Source organism: Pantoea sp. SGAir0430 (genome assembly GCF_043549295.1).
Genome location: NZ_CP039427.1, coordinates 2,338,873 through 2,355,054, shown reverse-complemented (window position 1 = coordinate 2,355,054; position 16,182 = coordinate 2,338,873). Strand labels below are relative to the sequence as shown.

At 57.9% G+C, this 16,182-nt stretch carries 16 protein-coding genes; 13 read left to right on the top strand and 3 right to left on the bottom strand.

Translation table 11 applies throughout. The features are described from left to right. The first annotated feature begins 360 nt into the window (after positions 1–360). Genes E7738_RS11300 through E7738_RS11290 form a run of 3 tightly spaced genes read left to right on the top strand, consistent with a single transcriptional unit; the run spans position 361 to position 2,606 of the window. Positions 361–1,029, top strand: coding sequence for a nucleoside recognition domain-containing protein (locus E7738_RS11300; protein ID WP_021507665.1), 669 nt, complete (start codon positions 361–363; stop codon positions 1,027–1,029). Then, positions 1,019–1,492, top strand: coding sequence for a YjiG family protein (locus E7738_RS11295; protein WP_021507664.1), 474 nt, complete (start codon positions 1,019–1,021; stop codon positions 1,490–1,492). The genes E7738_RS11300 and E7738_RS11295 overlap by 11 nt, the downstream gene beginning before the upstream one ends. Before the next feature lie 10 nt (positions 1,493–1,502). Further along, positions 1,503–2,606 (top strand): M20 peptidase aminoacylase family protein, encoded by a 1,104-nt coding sequence (locus E7738_RS11290; protein WP_058759555.1) that lies wholly within the window; start codon positions 1,503–1,505, stop codon positions 2,604–2,606. 12 nt (positions 2,607–2,618) lie between these two features. Here E7738_RS11290 and E7738_RS11285 read toward each other — a convergent pair whose 3' ends face one another. After that, positions 2,619–3,227, bottom strand: coding sequence for a hypothetical protein (locus E7738_RS11285; protein ID WP_394515641.1), 609 nt, complete (start codon positions 3,225–3,227; stop codon positions 2,619–2,621). Between the two features lie 315 nt (positions 3,228–3,542). Here E7738_RS11285 and prfC point away from each other — a divergent pair, with 315 nt between their 5' ends. From prfC to mrdA, 10 genes are all read left to right on the top strand, one after another. After that, positions 3,543–5,132 carry a peptide chain release factor 3 gene (gene prfC / locus E7738_RS11280; protein ID WP_021507661.1) on the top strand — a complete coding sequence of 530 codons (1,590 nt, stop codon included), beginning with the start codon at positions 3,543–3,545 and terminating at the stop codon, positions 5,130–5,132. 259 nt (positions 5,133–5,391) lie between these two features. Continuing rightward, complete coding sequence (osmY, locus tag E7738_RS11275) at positions 5,392–5,982, top strand: molecular chaperone OsmY (protein WP_021507660.1); 591 nt, start codon at positions 5,392–5,394, stop codon at positions 5,980–5,982. A 98-nt stretch (positions 5,983–6,080) separates the two neighbouring features. Next, positions 6,081–6,242, top strand: a complete 162-nt coding sequence (locus tag E7738_RS11270; protein ID WP_007893192.1) for a DUF1328 domain-containing protein — start codon at positions 6,081–6,083, stop codon at positions 6,240–6,242. 178 nt (positions 6,243–6,420) lie between these two features. Continuing rightward, a complete protein-coding gene (locus tag E7738_RS11265) occupies positions 6,421–7,473 on the top strand; it encodes a patatin-like phospholipase family protein (protein WP_031279725.1) in 1,053 nt (350 codons plus the stop codon). Further along, positions 7,470–8,246: a TatD family hydrolase gene (locus E7738_RS11260; RefSeq protein ID WP_264240865.1), complete on the top strand. Its 777-nt coding sequence runs from the start codon at positions 7,470–7,472 to the stop codon at positions 8,244–8,246. Before E7738_RS11265 ends, E7738_RS11260 begins: the two co-directional genes overlap by 4 nt. A 413-nt stretch (positions 8,247–8,659) precedes the next feature. Beyond that, positions 8,660–9,439: a deoxyribose-phosphate aldolase gene (deoC, locus tag E7738_RS11255; RefSeq protein ID WP_166711278.1), complete on the top strand. Its 780-nt coding sequence runs from the start codon at positions 8,660–8,662 to the stop codon at positions 9,437–9,439. A gap of 111 nt (positions 9,440–9,550) precedes the next feature. Continuing rightward, entirely contained in the window at positions 9,551–10,873 is a 1,323-nt protein-coding gene (gene deoA / locus E7738_RS11250) for a thymidine phosphorylase (RefSeq protein ID WP_394515640.1), read from the top strand. A 94-nt stretch (positions 10,874–10,967) separates the two neighbouring features. Then, positions 10,968–12,191, top strand: a complete 1,224-nt coding sequence (deoB, locus tag E7738_RS11245; RefSeq protein WP_394515639.1) for a phosphopentomutase — start codon at positions 10,968–10,970, stop codon at positions 12,189–12,191. A 34-nt stretch (positions 12,192–12,225) separates the two neighbouring features. Further along, on the top strand, positions 12,226–12,939 hold the full coding sequence (gene deoD, locus E7738_RS11240) for a purine-nucleoside phosphorylase (protein WP_021507654.1): 714 nt from the start codon (positions 12,226–12,228) through the stop codon (positions 12,937–12,939). A 257-nt stretch (positions 12,940–13,196) separates the two neighbouring features. Further along, the gene (gene mrdA / locus E7738_RS11235; RefSeq protein ID WP_058759549.1) at positions 13,197–15,086 is read left to right on the top strand and encodes a penicillin-binding protein 2; all 1,890 of its coding nucleotides are present in this window, start codon (positions 13,197–13,199) and stop codon (positions 15,084–15,086) included. Here mrdA and E7738_RS11230 read toward each other — a convergent pair whose 3' ends face one another. Together E7738_RS11230 and E7738_RS11225 are read right to left on the bottom strand one after the other, a co-directional pair. Further along, the gene (locus tag E7738_RS11230) at positions 15,087–15,797 is read right to left on the bottom strand and encodes a GGDEF domain-containing protein (protein WP_021507652.1); all 711 of its coding nucleotides are present in this window, start codon (positions 15,795–15,797) and stop codon (positions 15,087–15,089) included. Beyond that, positions 15,794–16,180: a DUF1987 domain-containing protein gene (locus tag E7738_RS11225; RefSeq protein ID WP_141496220.1), complete on the bottom strand. Its 387-nt coding sequence runs from the start codon at positions 16,178–16,180 to the stop codon at positions 15,794–15,796. Before E7738_RS11225 ends, E7738_RS11230 begins: the two co-directional genes overlap by 4 nt. Between the last annotated feature and the right edge of the window lie 2 nt (positions 16,181–16,182).

Genomic DNA, 16,182 nt, shown 5'->3' with positions numbered 1-16,182 from the left:
CTTATTGATTATAAATGGAATTATTCCGCTAGTTGAATGCGAAGAATTCTCAATTTTGACTAATTTTCATTCACAGTCCGCAGCACTGTTTTAGTGCAGCTGCGTTGCCTGCTGGCGGTGCAGCGCATAACTGCACCGATCACTTCTTCGCCAGTCACCCCGCCGATAAAATAAGCACTGGCGCAACCAGCAATAAACCTGACACGGCGATTTAAACGCTTATTCTGGCTGCTGCTTGTTACTGAACAAAATTAGCCATAGCGAAATTAAAGAAAGTACGCATTGGCATAAATCCTGCTTGGTTAATAGTTCCGTATATTGCAACCACGTCTGGCAGAAATAGGGCCAGCAGGAGAAAACATGTCTGAAGAAAAAATCATGGCCGCGCCACAAACGGTCACGGCGAGCGCCGGAAATTATCTCGCGCTGATACTGGCAATACTGTTTTTTTCCGGTTTGCTATATAAGGTCGAAGGCTTTAGCTGGCTGGGCGCGTTTGATTTCACCACGCTGGGCGGCAGCTTTGGCACCATCAAAGAGTCAGGTTCCACCTTTCTCGGCGCCGGCGGCATCAGCGCTAAAGCCGGCTTCCTGTTCGCGCTGTCGCTGGCACCCACTGTGATGCTGGCGCTGGGCGTGCTGGAGATTTTCACCCACTACGGCGCGATTCGTGCCGCCCACACGCTACTGACGCCACTGCTGAAACCGCTGATGGGGTTGCCGGGACGCTGCGGCCTGGCGCTGATTACCGATCTGCAAAGTACCGATGCCGGCGCGGCGCTCACCAAAGAGATGGCGGATCAGCAGCAAATTGGTAAAAAAGAGCTGGTGGTGATGAGCGCCTGGCAATATTCCGGTGCCGGACTGATCAATAATTATTTTGCCATTGGTTCGGCGCTATTTGCGTCCATGAGTGCACCAATCATTATTCCGCTGCTGCTGATGTTTGTGCTGAAATTCGTCGGTGCGGCATTTGTTCGTTTTGTGTTAAACAGTGTTTATAAGAAGGATTTTGCTGATGTCAAATAATGTACAGACGCGGGTCAATAATAATCCGTTTGATATTTTTATTGTCGGCGCGCGTAAAGGCTTCCATATTGCTATTCACAATCTGATGCCCAATGTGGTGATGGCCTACGTACTGGCGGAAGTGCTGAATCTGCTCGGCATCATGCAGTTTCTTGGCCACGCGTTTGCGCCGCTGATGGGGATTTTCGGTTTGCCCGGCGAGGCGATCACCGTGCTGCTGACCGCGTGGCTGTCATCCTCGGCCAGCGTCGGGGTGGCGGTAAGCCTGATGGCGAAAGGCCTGCTGAGCGGTACCGACATCACTATCCTCGCGCCGGCGATTTTTCTTATGGGTTCGCAGTTGCAGTACATGGGCCGCCTGCTGGGCGTCGCCGATGTGCCGAAAAAATACTGGCCGCTGCTGATGCTCACCAGCATTATCAATGCGGTTATCGCTATGTTCGTGATGCGTTTTTTTGTTTAGGAGCGAAACGGTGTCCAGAGTACTCGATCACTACCATTTTCTGCATGAAATACCCGAGCTGGGGTTTCAGGAAGTTAAAACCTCGGCCTACATCGCCGGCCAGCTGGAACAGGCTGGCATTAAGGTCACGCGCGGCATCAACCAGACCACTGGCATCGTGGCGGAGATCGACAGCGGCGTGCCCGGCCCGGTGCTGGCATTGCGCGCCGACATGGATGCGCTCGGGCACGTGATCGACGGCGTTGCCTGCGCCCGCCATACCTGCGGCCATGACGGCCACTCGTCGGTGGTGCTGACCGCCGCGCAGGAGCTGCTGCAGGAAGGCGCTATTAAAAAAGGGCGGCTGAAGCTGCTGTTCCAGCCGGCTGAAGAGCTGGGGGCCGGCGCGCTGGCGATGATTGAGGGCGGCGCGCTGGATGACGTGGAGATGATCCTCGGCTTCCATTTGCGCCCGCTGGAGGAGTGCCAGGTCGGGCAGGCGACGCCTGCGGTGATCTATTCAGCGTGCAGCACGCTGGAGGCCACCATTAAAGGTGTCCCGGCCCATGCCGCGCGACCGCATCTTGGCGTCAACGCGCTTGATGCAGCAGTCCAGGCGGTGCAGGCGGTGAATAGCATTCATCTGGCACCGGGCCTCACCTGGAGCGTAAAAGCGACGCGCTTCCTGTGCGACGCCGGCGTGACCAACTCGGTGCCGGACGAGGCGCGCGTGGTGTGGGATCTGCGTTCGCAGGAGAACGCGCCGATGGAACTGCTTAAAGAGAAAGTCAGCCAGGCGATTCAGCACAGCGTGGCCGCGCTGGGCGCAACCGCTGAAGTGGTGGTGCTGAAAGAGATGCCGGCGGCGGAAATTGATGCCGATGCCACCGCGCTGCTGAGCGCCGCGATTGTCGATGTGCTGGGCGAGCAGGGATTACTGGCGGCGAAAACCACGCCGGGCAGCGAGGATTTCTTCTACTATCCGGTGAAAAATCCGCAGGTGAAAGCCGGTTTCTGGGGGCTGGGAACCAATCTGGTGCCGGGACTGCACCATCCGCAGATGCGCTTTGAGCTGAGTTCGCTGGAGATCGGTGTGAAGATCTTCAAGGCGGCCGTGGTGCGCATGCTGGGGTAACGCGCCTTAGCGTTAGCCCACGCCCACGGTTTGATTCCACACCATCTCATCGAGCAAAATTGAACTGTGCTGGCTGGTCTCAATCACCAGTGAGACCGGCTTCATGCCGGCGAAGCAGAACACTTCGTGGCGCTTTTTGCTGGCGTTCAGGCGACGAAACGCCACGATGCGTCCGGCACGGTTGTAGAAGCGCACTTCGCTAAAGTAGGTGTTGAGACCGATGTAGCTCAGCACTAAGTCGTGCAGCGGCGGCAGATCAAATTTCACCAGCGTCTGCCGCTCAATCACCAGCGCACACTTGTCACTGTCGGCGTGATACGGTGCTAACGACACCGCGCCCCGGCGGGCAGTGACCGACAGCGCGGCGTCCAGCATGTACGGATACTCCGGGACAAAATGCTGACCGGCAGAAAAACCGGGGCGCGGCGTGAGCAGATAATGCAGGTGCGCCGGCAGGCTGCTGCGGGAAAAATCAGCGCGGCCAGTGGCAGGCACGCCTGGGTTATCCGGCGCGTTGATCAGCAGCATCTCGCAGGGTTTGCGGTACATCTGCGCGGGCGACGACAGGGCGGCGTTTCGGTGCGACGGGCTGTAGGTTTGTGGGTTAAGCTGTAGAGTCATTTTGCTGTCCTTGCCGGGGTGACGGTTCCGGACAGGCATTCTCAGCCAGACATCGCTTAGTGTTTACAAGACATGTCCTGAACTGCGCGAGCATCGTCTCATCCTGCCGCAGATTCCCCCGCCTGCTGAAATATTGTATGCTATGCCGCCTCAATGCTGATGGGATAACCGGACTGCCGCCAATGTAGATCGCACACACCCTGCTGTGACCCGACGCGCATGCGTCGCCATTGGCACCGTTATCCGCCGGACTGGCTCCGGAATGATTTATTCGCAGCGCGCCGCTCGCGCGTTGCCCTGAAGAAGAATTCACTCATGTCTATTGCTCCCTTTTTAGAAGAAGTGGCGCGCCGCCGTACCTTTGCGATCATCTCGCACCCGGACGCCGGTAAAACCACAATCACCGAAAAAGTCCTGCTGTTCGGACAGGCGATCCAGACCGCCGGTACCGTTAAAGGTCGCGGCTCCAGCCAGCATGCCAAATCAGACTGGATGGAGATGGAGAAGCAGCGCGGTATCTCCATCACCACCTCGGTGATGCAGTTCCCGTATCGCGACAGCCTGGTTAACCTGCTGGATACCCCCGGGCACGAAGACTTCTCGGAAGACACCTATCGTACGCTGACGGCGGTGGACTGCTGCCTGATGGTGATTGACGCCGCGAAAGGGGTTGAGGATCGTACCCGCAAGCTGATGGAAGTGACCCGTCTGCGCGACACGCCGATCATCACCTTTATGAACAAACTGGACCGCGACATTCGCGATCCGATGGAACTGCTGGATGAGGTCGAGAGCGAGCTGAAAATCGCCTGTGCGCCGATCACCTGGCCGATTGGCTGCGGCAAGCTGTTCAAAGGCGTTTATCACCTCTACAACGACGAAACTTACCTGTATCAGAGCGGCAAAGGCCACACGATTCAGGAAGTGCGCGTGGTAAAAGGGCTGGCGAACCCGGAACTGGACGCGGCCGTCGGCGAAGAGCTGGCGCAGCAGCTGCGTGACGAGCTGGAGCTGGTGCAGGGCGCATCGCACGAGTTCGACAAAGAGCTGTTCCTGAGCGGCGAAATTACGCCGGTGTTCTTTGGTACCGCGCTGGGCAACTTTGGCGTCGATCACATGCTGGATGGTCTGGTTGCCTGGGCGCCGGCGCCCATGCCGCGCCAGACCGATACCCGCAAAGTCGAAGCCAAAGAGGAGAAGTTCAGCGGCTTCGTGTTTAAGATTCAGGCCAACATGGACCCGAAACACCGTGACCGCGTGGCCTTTATGCGCGTGGTGTCCGGCAAATATGAGAAGGGCATGAAACTGCGTCAGGTACGCACCGGTAAAGATGTGGTGATCTCCGATGCGCTGACCTTCATGGCGGGCGACCGTTCGCACGTTGAAGAAGCTTATCCGGGCGATATCATCGGCCTGCATAACCACGGCACCATCCAGATTGGCGACACCTTCACCCAGGGCGAAACCATGAAGTTCACCGGTATTCCGAACTTCGCCCCGGAACTCTTCCGTCGCATTCGCCTGCGCGATCCGCTGAAGCAGAAACAGCTGCTGAAAGGGCTGGTCCAGCTGTCGGAAGAGGGCGCCGTGCAGGTGTTCCGTCCGGTGCACAACAACGATCTGATCGTGGGTGCGGTGGGCGTGCTGCAGTTTGATGTGGTCGTGGCGCGTCTCAAGAGCGAGTACAACGTTGAGGCGATTTACGAGGCCATCAACGTGTCGACCGCCCGCTGGGTTGAATGCAGCGACGCGAAGAAGTTCGACGATTTCCAGCGCAAAAACGAGATCAACCTGGCGCTCGATGGCGGTGACAACCTCACCTATATCGCCCCGACCATGGTCAACCTCAACATCACGCAGGAGCGCTATCCTGACGTGACCTTCCGTAAAACGCGCGAACACTAAGTTCGCCGTCTCCACCGGGCTGCTGCTTTCCGCCGCCCGGTTTTCTCCGATACAGACTCCTCTTAATTGCGCTGCGGTTATCGCTTTTTGGCGAGATATCAACCACAAAAGCCAGCAAAAGCTGTAATCCCTACTATGATTATTCTGTCGGACGAGAAAACGGACCTGTAGGTCTGATTACGTCCATCACGCAGCAACGTGGTGTGTTGCTGGCGCATTCGCGGTTGCGAGTGAGTTAACTGATAGAAGGATGATATCGATGAATAAGACTAAGATTGCTAAAACCCTGATTGCTGCACTGGCCGGTACTGCACTGTTAAGCGGCGCGGCAATGGCGGCTGATACCAGCAGCAGCGCGGGTTCCAAAATCGATAGTTCTATGAAAAAAGTCGATGGCTTTATGGATGACAGCGGCATCACCGCCAAAGCCAAAGCCGCGCTGGTGGACGATGAAGCGATTAAAAGTACGGATATCTCCGTCAAAACGCAGCAAGGCGTGGTTACGCTGAGCGGTTTTGTCACCTCGCAGGACCAGGCTGAGAAGGCTGTGGCGCTGGTGCAGAAGGTGGAAGGGGTTAAATCCGTCAGCGACAAACTACACGTCAGAGACAGCAAACAGAGTTCATTGAAAGGTTATGCAGGTGATGCAGCAACCACCAGTGAAATAAAAGCTAAACTTCTAGCAGATGACATTGTGCCATCGCGCAACGTGAAGGTGGAAACCACCGATGGCGTGGTACAGCTGTCCGGGGAAGTGGCGAATCAGGCCCAGTCCGATCGGGCTGAGAAGATCGCCAAAGCCATTGAAGGCGTGAAAAGCGTGAAGAATGACCTCAAGGTGAAATCTTAACGCAACCGGAACGGCATCACCAACGGTGCCGTTCCGTATTAAAAACAGTGATGTGAAGAATAAGCAGTTCGATTTTCACTATGGTAAAGGAGAGGCTTATGTTTCGTTGGGGTATTATCTTTCTGGTCATCGCTCTGATTGCTGCAGCATTAGGTTTTGGCGGTCTGGCGGGTACGGCAGCATGGGCAGCTAAAATTGTCTTTATTGTCGGTATTATTCTGTTCCTCGTGAGCCTGTTTACCGGGCGCAAACGACCCTGACCCACTGCGTTAACCATGTTAACCCGCTAGTCACATAAAGCGGAGGCCAGTCATTGCCACCATTGAAGGTGCGCCGCGACGATTGCAGAATGCGGTTGGTCAGGGAATGACAATGACTGGTTCTCCGGGATGCTGATTGAGCGCCTCCCTCAGAGCAGCAAACACTGAGGGACATCCATTGGGAATACGCATCCCGGTGTCGCTGGACACCTTTGAGCCACTGGCACTCACGCCATTCAAATCCAAAAAAATCGCGCTGGTCTGCGAAGGCGGCGGACAACGCGGCATCTTCACGGCGGGCGTACTGGATGAATTTCAGCGCGCAGGCTTCAACCCCTTTCAGTTGATGCTCGGCACCTCAGCCGGGGCACAAAACCTCTCAGCCTTTGTCTGTGCTCAGCCCGGTTATGCGCGGCGCGTGATTACCCGTTACACCACCAGTAAACTGTTTTTCGATCCGCTGCGTTTTGTGCGCGGTGGCCACCTGATCGATCTCGACTGGCTGGTGGATATCACTAAACAGGAGTTCCCGCTGGCGCTGAGCAGCGCCGAAAGCCTGTTTGCCAAAGGCAGCGAATTTTACATGTGCGCCTGCCGCAGCGATGATTACAGCGCGCAGTACTTCAATCCCACCAACCTGACCTGGCATGACATCATTAAGGCTTCCAGCGCGATCCCCGGTTTCTACCGCAGCGGCGTGTTGATGGATGGCGTGAGCTATCTCGACGGCGGCATCAGCGACGCCATTCCGGTGCGCGAAGCGGCGCGGCGTGGCGCCGATACCATTGTGGTGATCCGTACCGTGCCGTCACAGATGGCGTATACGCCGAAGTGGTTTAAACGCATGGAGCGCTGGCTGAGCGACAGCGCCCTGCAGCCGATGATCAATATCCTGCATCAGCACGAAGAGAGCTACCGCCAGATTCAGCAGTTTATTGAACAGCCGCCGGATAATCTGCGCATTATTGAAATCTTTCCGCCAAAGCCGCTGGCCAGCATGGCGCTGGGCAGTCGTCTGGCGTCGCTGAATCAGGATTATCATCTGGGCCGCCGCAGCGGGCGCTATTTCCTGGCGACGCTGGGCCAGTGGCTGAGCGATGCTGAACCGCTGGCGCGCCCGATTGCCGTGACGCCGCCAGCCGCCGTCGCCAACGCGCCGGATAACCGGCCGGTCAGCACGCCGCCGCTGGCGGGTAATGACGCCGACTACGATGCAGGATCGCTGGCATGAGATTTATCGACACCCACTGCCACTTTGATTTTCCGCCATTTGTCACCGCTGCCGAACACAGTATCGCGCAGGCGGCGCAGGCGGGCGTGGAACGCATCATCGTGCCGTGCGTGGATGCCAGCCGTTTTGCCGTGGTGAGCCAGCTGGCGCAGCAGCATCCGGCGCTGTATAGCGCGCTCGGGCTGCACCCGATCAATATTGCGCAACATCAGGATGACGATCTCGATCGCCTTGAGCAGTACCTGCAAACGCCGGATGCAAAACGCGTGGCGATGGGGGAAATCGGGCTGGATCTGTATATGGAAGCGCCGGATTTTGCGCGGCAAACCCGGCTGCTGGAGGCCCAGCTGAAGCTGGCAAAGCGCTATGATTTGCCGGTGATCCTGCATTCGCGACGTACGCACGATCAGCTGGCGCAGTATTTGCGCCGTCACGATGTGCCGCGGCGTGGCGTGGTGCACGGCTTTGCCGGCAGCCAGCAGCAGGCGGAGCGTTTCATCGCCCTTGGCTACGCGATTGGTGTCGGCGGCACCATTACCTATACGCGCGCCAGCAAAACCCGCCACACCATCGCCAGCCTGCCATTGCAGGCGCTGCTGCTGGAAACCGATGCGCCCGATATGCCGCTGCACGGTTTTCAGGGCCAGCCAAATCGCCCGGAGCGCGCGCGTAATGTGTTTGAAGTATTGTGCCAGCTGCGCCCGGAACCGCCCGATGAGATCGCCGATGCGCTGTGGCACAACAGCCTGCGTTTGTTCGCGCTGCCGGATTGAGTATTGATCCTGCGCCTGCCGTCACCTCACTTCATCTAATAGCGCCGTCACGGTTAATGGCCGTTGCAATTGTGCCAGCGGCGCAATTTCTTGCGCGATGAATCGCGTCGCTGCAACGCCTCTGCCACTTTTGATGATGTGCTGACAACTCCCGCTCTGTCGCAAATTAACTACGCTTTAACGATATCCGATACCTTTTTGCGGCAACATTTGTGATAATAATCACAATCGCATCATGCCGCGCTATTCGGCAAAATAGCGATTTAATGTGATTAAAATCGCTAAATGCATGTATATCAGAGCGCGGTTTCCTTTTCCTTGTGACAAACCTCGCAATTCCACGCGGCGTGGGTTGTTATAATTATCACATTCTCCGGTGAGCAGATTTCACCGGCCTGACTTTGGAGAGCACCATGACCGATCTGAACGCGGCCGCGCAGCGCGCGCTGCATCTGATGGACCTGACCACCCTGAACGAAGACGACACCGATGAAAAAGTGATCGCGCTGTGCCATCAGGCGAAATCACCGGCCGGTAACACGGCGGCGATCTGTATCTATCCGCGCTTTATCCCGATTGCACGTAAGACGCTGCGCGAGCAGGGCACGCCGGAAATTCGTATCGCGACCGTCACTAACTTCCCGCACGGTAACGACGACATCGACATCGCGCTGGCGGAAACCCGTGCGGCAATCGCCTACGGCGCGGATGAAGTTGACGTGGTATTCCCGTACCGTGCGCTGATTGCCGGTAATCGTGACGTTGGCTTTGCGCTGGTAAAAGCCTGTAAAGAGGCCTGTGCGGCGGCGAACGTGCTGCTGAAAGTGATCATTGAAACCGGCGAGCTAAAAGAGGAAGCGCTGATTCGTGCAGCGTCCGAAATCGCGATCGATGCCGGCGCGGATTTCATCAAAACCTCTACCGGTAAAGTGCCGGTCAACGCCACGCCAGAGGTGGCGGCGATCATGATGCAGGTAATCCGTGACAAAGGCGTGCAGCAGCAGGTGGGCTTCAAACCGGCTGGCGGCGTGCGCACGGCGGAAGATGCCGCTATCTACCTGCAGCTGGCCGACGACATCCTCGGCAGCGGCTGGGCGGATGCGCGTCATTTCCGCTTCGGCGCTTCCAGCCTGTTAGCCAGCCTGCTGAATACCCTGGGGCACGCTACGGCGACCAGCAAAGCCGGTTATTGATCCACGCGGTCGCTAAAATAGCGGCCCACGGTGTCACTGCCGTCAGGTGCGTATTGCTGCGCATCTGGCGGTTGTCATTCAGCGATACATCGCTTTTCCGGGGAGGCAACCTTGTTCCTGCCACAAGAAATTATTCGTAAAAAACGCGACGGCCAGCCGCTGAGCGAAGCGGAAATCCGCTTTTTCATCAACGGTGTGCGTGATAACAGCGTGTCTGAAGGGCAAATCGCCGCGCTGGCGATGACGATTTATTTTCACGACATGAACCTGGAAGAGCGCGTGGCGCTGACCATGGCGATGCGCGATTCCGGCACGGTGCTCAACTGGCAGGCGCTGAATCTCAACGGACCGATTGTCGATAAACATTCAACCGGCGGCGTGGGCGATGTCACTTCGCTGATGCTGGGTCCGATGGTGGCGGCCTGCGGCGGCTACGTGCCAATGATTTCCGGGCGCGGCCTCGGTCACACCGGCGGCACGCTGGATAAGCTGGAAGCCATTCCCGGCTTTGATATCTTCCCCAGCGACGATCGCTTCCGCCAGATCATCAAACAGGTCGGCGTTGCCATTATCGGTCAGACCAATTCGCTGGCGCCGGCGGATAAGCGGTTCTACGCCACGCGCGATATCACCGCCACCGTGGATTCTATTCCGCTGATCACCGCCTCGATCCTCGCCAAAAAATTAGCCGAGGGATTAGACGCGCTGGTGATGGATGTCAAAGTCGGATCCGGGGCGTTTATGCCAACCTTTGAGGCCTCGCAGCAGCTGGCGCAGGCGATTGTCGGCGTCGCCAACGGCGCGGGATGCAAAACCACCGCGCTGCTCACCGACATGAATCAGGTGCTGGCATCGAGCGCCGGTAATGCGCTGGAAGTGCGCGAAGCGGTGCATTTCCTCACCGGCGAGGCGCGCAATCCGCGGCTGCTGGAGGTCACGCTGGCGCTGTGCGCCGAGATGCTGATCTCCGGCAAACTGGCGGCGAACGAAGCCGAAGCGCGGCAAAAACTGCAGCAGGTGCTGGATAACGGTAAAGCGGCTGAGGTGTTTGCACGCATGGTGGCGGCGCAGAACGGCCCGACGGATTTCATCGAGCAGATGGACCGCTACCTGCCGGCACCGATGCTGAGCAAAGCGGTGTACGCCGATTGTCCCGGCATCGTCAGCGCCATGGACACGCGGGCGCTGGGCATGGCGGTGGTGGCGCTGGGCGGTGGCCGTCAGCGCGCCAGCGACAGCATTGATTACAGCGTGGGCCTCAGCGACATGATCACGCTGGGCAGTGAAGTAAATGCGCAGCAGCCGCTGGCGGTGATTCATGCCGCGTCGGAAGCACAGTGGCAGCAGGCCGCTGCGGCAGTGAAAGCGGCGATAACGCTCAGCGACCACGCTCCGGAGGCCATGCCGGTGGTGTATCGCCGCATCAGCGAATAGTGGCGTAACTGCGTGCCAGGCAGCGGCCGTTCGGGTATACTGATCTGATCGCTTTTTTTTGACTTGTCATCGCGCTATGGCGCAGGAGACTTGCATGAAACGTGCTTTTATTATGGTTCTCGACTCCTTCGGGATTGGTTCCAGCAAAGACGCCGATAAATTCGGTGATGAAGGATCGGATACGCTCGGCCATATCGCCGAAGCGTGCTTTGAAGGCCGCGCCAATGAAGGCCGCGAAGGTCTGCTGCATCTGCCCAACATGACCGCGCTCGGCCTTGGCAAAGCGGCGGAACTCTCTACCGGCCGCTTCCCGCCGGGACTGGATCCGCAGGCGGAAATTATCGGCGCGTACGCCTACGCCAGCGAACTCTCTTCGGGCAAAGATACGCCGTCCGGCCACTGGGAAATCGCCGGGGTGCCGGTGCTGTTTGACTGGGGCTACTTCAGCGACAAAGAGAACAGCTTCCCGCAGGAGCTGCTGGATACGCTGGTAAAACGCGCCGATCTGCCGGGCTACCTCGGCAACTGCCACTCCTCCGGCACGGTAATTCTTGACCAGCTGGGCGAGGAGCACATGAAAAGCGGCAAGCCGATTTTCTACACCTCGGCAGATTCGGTGTTCCAGATTGCCTGTCATGAAGAGACCTTTGGCCTCGATCGCCTGTACGCGCTGTGTGAAATTGCGCGTGAAGAGCTGACCAACGGCGGCTATAACATTGGCCGTGTGATTGCGCGTCCGTTTGTCGGCGATAAAGCCGGTAACTTCCAGCGCACCGGTAACCGTCACGATCTGGCGGTCGAACCCCCGGCACCAACCATGCTGAAAAAGCTGGTGGATGAGAAGGGCGGCGAAGTGATTTCAGTGGGTAAAATCGCTGATATCTACGCGGAGCAGGGCATCACGCAAAAGGTCAAAGCCACCGGTCTGGATGCGCTGTTTGATGCCACCATTGAGCAGATGAAGAAGGCGCCGGACAACTCGATAGTGTTCACCAACTTCGTCGATTTTGACTCGACCTGGGGCCATCGCCGCGATATCGCCGGTTATGCCGGTGGGCTGGAGCTGTTTGACCGTCGTCTGCCGGAGCTGATGGCGCTGGTGAAAGAGGGCGATATCCTGATCCTCACCGCTGACCACGGCTGCGACCCGAGCTGGCATGGCACCGAGCACACGCGCGAGCACATCCCGATTCTGATCTACGGTCCAGAAGTAAAACCGGGCTCGCTGGGTTACCGCGATACCTTCGCCGATATCGGCCAGACCATCGCCAGCTATTTTGGCCTGTCCAGCATGGACTACGGCAAAAGCTTGCTGTAAAACAGCCACCACTTTTTGATAAGGAAGAACAACAATGGCAACTCCTCATATTAATGCCGAAATGGGCGATTTCGCGGACGTGGTGCTGATGCCAGGCGATCCGCTGCGTGCAAAACACATTGCCGAGACCTTCCTCGACGATGTGGTCGAAGTGAACAACGTACGCGGCATGCTGGGCTTCACCGGGACTTACAAAGGCCGCAAAATCTCCGTAATGGGCCACGGTATGGGTATTCCATCCTGCTCGATCTACACCAAAGAGCTGATCACCGATTTCGGCGTGAAGAAGATCATTCGTGTGGGTTCCTGCGGTGCAGTGCGTGCAGACGTGAAACTGCGTGATGTGGTGATTGGTATGGGTGCCTGCACCGACTCAAAAGTTAACCGCATGCGTTTCAAGGATCACGATTTTGCCGCCATCGCGGATTTCGATATGGTGCGTAACGCGGTTGACGCGGCTAAAGCGCTGGGCGTGGACGCGCGCGTCGGTAACATCTTCTCCGCTGATTTGTTCTATACGCCGGACCCGCAGATGTTCGACGTGATGGAGAAGTACGGCATCCTCGGTGTGGAGATGGAAGCGGCCGGCATCTATGGTGTGGCGGCAGAGTTTGGTGCCAAAGCGCTGACCATCTGTACCGTGTCGGATCATATCCGTACGCACGAGCAAACTACCGCGGCAGAGCGTCAGACGACGTTCAACGATATGATTAAGATCGCGCTGGAGTCGGTGCTGCTGGGGGATTGATTTTCCTGGGTTTTTCTTCGCCCTCACCCTAACCCTCTCCCGCCCGCGGGAGAGGGAACTGATCGAGCAACGGTTAACGCCCTCGCGCGGGAGAGGGGACTGATCGAGCAACGGTCAACGCCCTGTCCCGCATTCCTGACGTAGCCGCTCCACCGTAAACATCTGACACACTTTTACCCAGGCTTGTGCATCTTCCTGCTGGCTCTGCGGCGATCTCTCCTTATCATTAGCGTGATAATGAAGAGACTAAGCCCCTGATGAATTTCCGCAATTTCGAAGCCGAAGAGAAACTGTTTGTGCGCCGCGCGCTGGTGGCGTTTGCCCTGGTTGTTATCTGCTTCACCATTCTTGGCATCAACCTGTATCGCTTACAGGTGGATCAGCACAGCTATTACCAGACGCGTTCCAACGAGAACGACATCAAAATGATCCCCATCGCGCCGACGCGCGGGCTGATCTTCGATCGCAACGGCATCCCGCTGGTGCGCAACGTTACCTGGTACGACATCCTCGTCACGCCGTACAAAATCGACAACATGCAGGCGACGCTGAAGGCGCTGACGCCTATCGTCGATCTGACACCGGATGATATCGAAACCTTTGAGCATGAACTGAAGCAGAGCAGCCGCTATAAACCGGTGGAGCTAAAAGCCGAGCTCACCGACGAGGAGGTGGCGCGCTTCTCGGTCAATCAGTTCCGCTTCACCGGCGTCACCATTGATACCTATCAGGATCGGGAATACCCGTACGGCGCGGATCTGGCGCACGTGGTCGGCTACGTGTCGAAGATTAACGATAACGATTACAAGCGGCTCAATGCCGAGGGCGTGGGCGAAAACTATGCCGCCGACCATAACATCGGCAAGCAGGGTATTGAGGGCTACTACGAATCCCTGCTGCACGGCAAAACCGGCTATCAGGAAGTGGAAGTGGATAACCACGGCCGCATCGTGCGCGTGCTGAAAGAGGTGCCGCCGGTAGCAGGCAAAAACATCTGGCTGACGCTGGATCTGCATCTGCAGCAGTATGTGGAGAGCCAGCTGGCCGGGCAGCGTGCGGCGGTGCTGATTGAGGATCCGCACGATGGCGGCGTGCTGGCGATGGTCTCCAGCCCGAGCTACGATCCCAACCCGTTCGTGAAGGGCATCAGCTACAAAGCCTATAAAACGCTGCTGCAGGATAAAAACCTGCCGCTGATCAATCGCGTCACCCAGGGGCTGTATCCACCGGCATCGACGGTAAAACCCTACATGGCGATGTCGGCGCTGCTGAGCAAAGTGATTACGCCGGGCACCACCTTCTTTGGCGCGCCGACCTGGACGCTGCCGGGCACCGATCGCAAATACCGCGACTGGAAAAAGTCCGGCCACGGCATGCTCGACGTCACCAAAGCGATTGAAGAGTCCGCCGACACCTTCTTCTATCAGGTGGCGTTCATGATGGGCATCGACCGCATCCACAGCATGCTCAGCCAGTTCGGCTACGGCAAACCTACCGGTATCGATTTGAATGAAGAGTACGCCGGGCTGCTGCCAAGCCGCGAATGGAAGCAGAAAGTGCATAAACATACGTGGTATCAGGGCGATACGGTGTCGGTGGGCATCGGTCAGGGCTACTGGATCGCCACGCCGATTCAGATGGTGAAAGCCATGGTGGCGCTGATCAATAACGGCCGGGTGATTAATCCGCACCTGCTGGCCAAAGCACAGCGCGGCACCTGGCAGCAGGTTTACCAGCCGACCGCGCCGCAGCCGCAGATTGGCGATGCGAAATCACCGTACTGGTCGCTGGTGCGCCACGCCATGTTTGGTATGGCCAACGCGCCTAACGGCACCGGTTATAAATATTTCCATACCGCGCCGTACGGCATCGCCGCCAAGTCCGGTACGTCGCAGGTGTTTAGCCTGAAGCAGAACCAGACTTACAACGCGAAGATGATTCCGGTGCGCCTGCGCGACCACATTTTCTATACCGCCTTTGCGCCGTTTAACAACCCGCAGGTGGCGGTGGCGCTGATTCTGGAAAACGGCGGTAACGAAGGCATTACGGCCGCGCCGGTGATGCGCAATATCCTCGACCACATCTTCCTGCCGCCGCCGGATAGCAGCGTGCCGATGCAGACGGCCAGCACCGCGCAGGCGCGCTGATCAGCGGAAAAATACCCGGTTGCGGCCGTGGTGTTTGGCATCGTAGAGCGCAGCATCGGCATTGCTGTACAGCGTGTCGAAATCGGAGCCCGGCTTGCCGTAGCTCACGCCGAGGCTGGCGGTCACCAGTTGCTGCGGCAGCACCGCCAGCGGCGAGGCGTTAAGCGAGGCGTGGATCGCACCGGCGACAATCACCGCGTCGGACAGACGATAGTGCGGCAGCAGCACGGTAAACTCTTCGCCGCCGATGCGGCCAATGCTGGCGCCGGCCGGGCAGTGCGCCTGAATGCGCGTCACCAGCCCGCAAATCACCTTATCGCCCATCGGATGGCCGTATTCGTCATTGATCTTCTTGAAGTGGTCGATATCCAGAATGATCAGCGCCGCCGGGCCGCTCTCCAGCGTCTGGCTGATGCGCTGAATAATCGCGCCGCGATTCCACACCGCCGTTAGCGGATCGTGGCTGGCTTTGTACTCCAGCTCCTGCGCCAGCTGGTTTAACTGCTCATTTACGCGGTTCAGCTCGCGCTCCGCGCGATCGCTGCGGGAGATCAGCCGCCAGGTTTCGCGCATCAGGCGCTGATAGTGGCGATTCAGGTGCAGCAGCGCCTCGCGGTAATCCTGCGCGCTCAGCGTGTTTTGCGCCGCCACATGCTGTGAGCGATTCAGCACCTCGCTCTCTTCACGGAACAGCTCGTTGAGGTCCATCATGACGCTAGTTCCGCCTGCAGATTAACCTGCAGATCGGTAAAATCCAGCGCCAGTTCCTGACCAAACTCTTCCGCGATGTCATCTTCCGCATCAAACAGCCAGTTCAGCGTGACGCGCTGACCGCGCTGCGCCAGCTGGTTGAACAGATCAAACAGGCTGAACAGCATTTTAGTGCTGGAGCTGTTGAAGTAGCGCAGCGCGATAGTGACGACCACCGCGTTGTTGTCAGTGGGTTGCCACTGCTCAAGGGCATCCAGCAGCGGGCGATAAAACGCCGCCGCGTTCTCCGGCCACGACTCGCCGCGCAGCGCAAACTGGCGGGTGGCAAAATCAAAACTCACTTCGGGCGTGCTCTCAGTGGCAGCGATAATCAGGTTTTGCATAC

Excerpts from the sequence above, each read along its gene's own strand:
- E7738_RS11300 (WP_021507665.1), top strand. The coding sequence starts at position 361 with ATGTCTGAAGAAAAAATCATGGCCGCGCCACAAACGGTCACGGCGAGC.
- E7738_RS11295 (WP_021507664.1), top strand. The coding sequence starts at position 1,019 with ATGTCAAATAATGTACAGACGCGGGTCAATAATAATCCGTTTGATATT.
- E7738_RS11285 (WP_394515641.1), bottom strand. The coding sequence starts at position 3,227 with ATGACTCTACAGCTTAACCCACAAACCTACAGCCCGTCGCACCGAAAC.
- prfC (WP_021507661.1), top strand. The coding sequence starts at position 3,543 with ATGTCTATTGCTCCCTTTTTAGAAGAAGTGGCGCGCCGCCGTACCTTT.
- osmY (WP_021507660.1), top strand. The coding sequence starts at position 5,392 with ATGAATAAGACTAAGATTGCTAAAACCCTGATTGCTGCACTGGCCGGT.
- E7738_RS11270 (WP_007893192.1), top strand. The coding sequence starts at position 6,081 with ATGTTTCGTTGGGGTATTATCTTTCTGGTCATCGCTCTGATTGCTGCA.
- E7738_RS11260 (WP_264240865.1), top strand. The coding sequence starts at position 7,470 with ATGAGATTTATCGACACCCACTGCCACTTTGATTTTCCGCCATTTGTC.
- deoC (WP_166711278.1), top strand. The coding sequence starts at position 8,660 with ATGACCGATCTGAACGCGGCCGCGCAGCGCGCGCTGCATCTGATGGAC.
- deoB (WP_394515639.1), top strand. The coding sequence starts at position 10,968 with ATGAAACGTGCTTTTATTATGGTTCTCGACTCCTTCGGGATTGGTTCC.
- deoD (WP_021507654.1), top strand. The coding sequence starts at position 12,226 with ATGGCAACTCCTCATATTAATGCCGAAATGGGCGATTTCGCGGACGTG.
- mrdA (WP_058759549.1), top strand. The coding sequence starts at position 13,197 with ATGAATTTCCGCAATTTCGAAGCCGAAGAGAAACTGTTTGTGCGCCGC.
- E7738_RS11230 (WP_021507652.1), bottom strand. The coding sequence starts at position 15,797 with ATGATGGACCTCAACGAGCTGTTCCGTGAAGAGAGCGAGGTGCTGAAT.
- E7738_RS11225 (WP_141496220.1), bottom strand. The coding sequence starts at position 16,180 with ATGCAAAACCTGATTATCGCTGCCACTGAGAGCACGCCCGAAGTGAGT.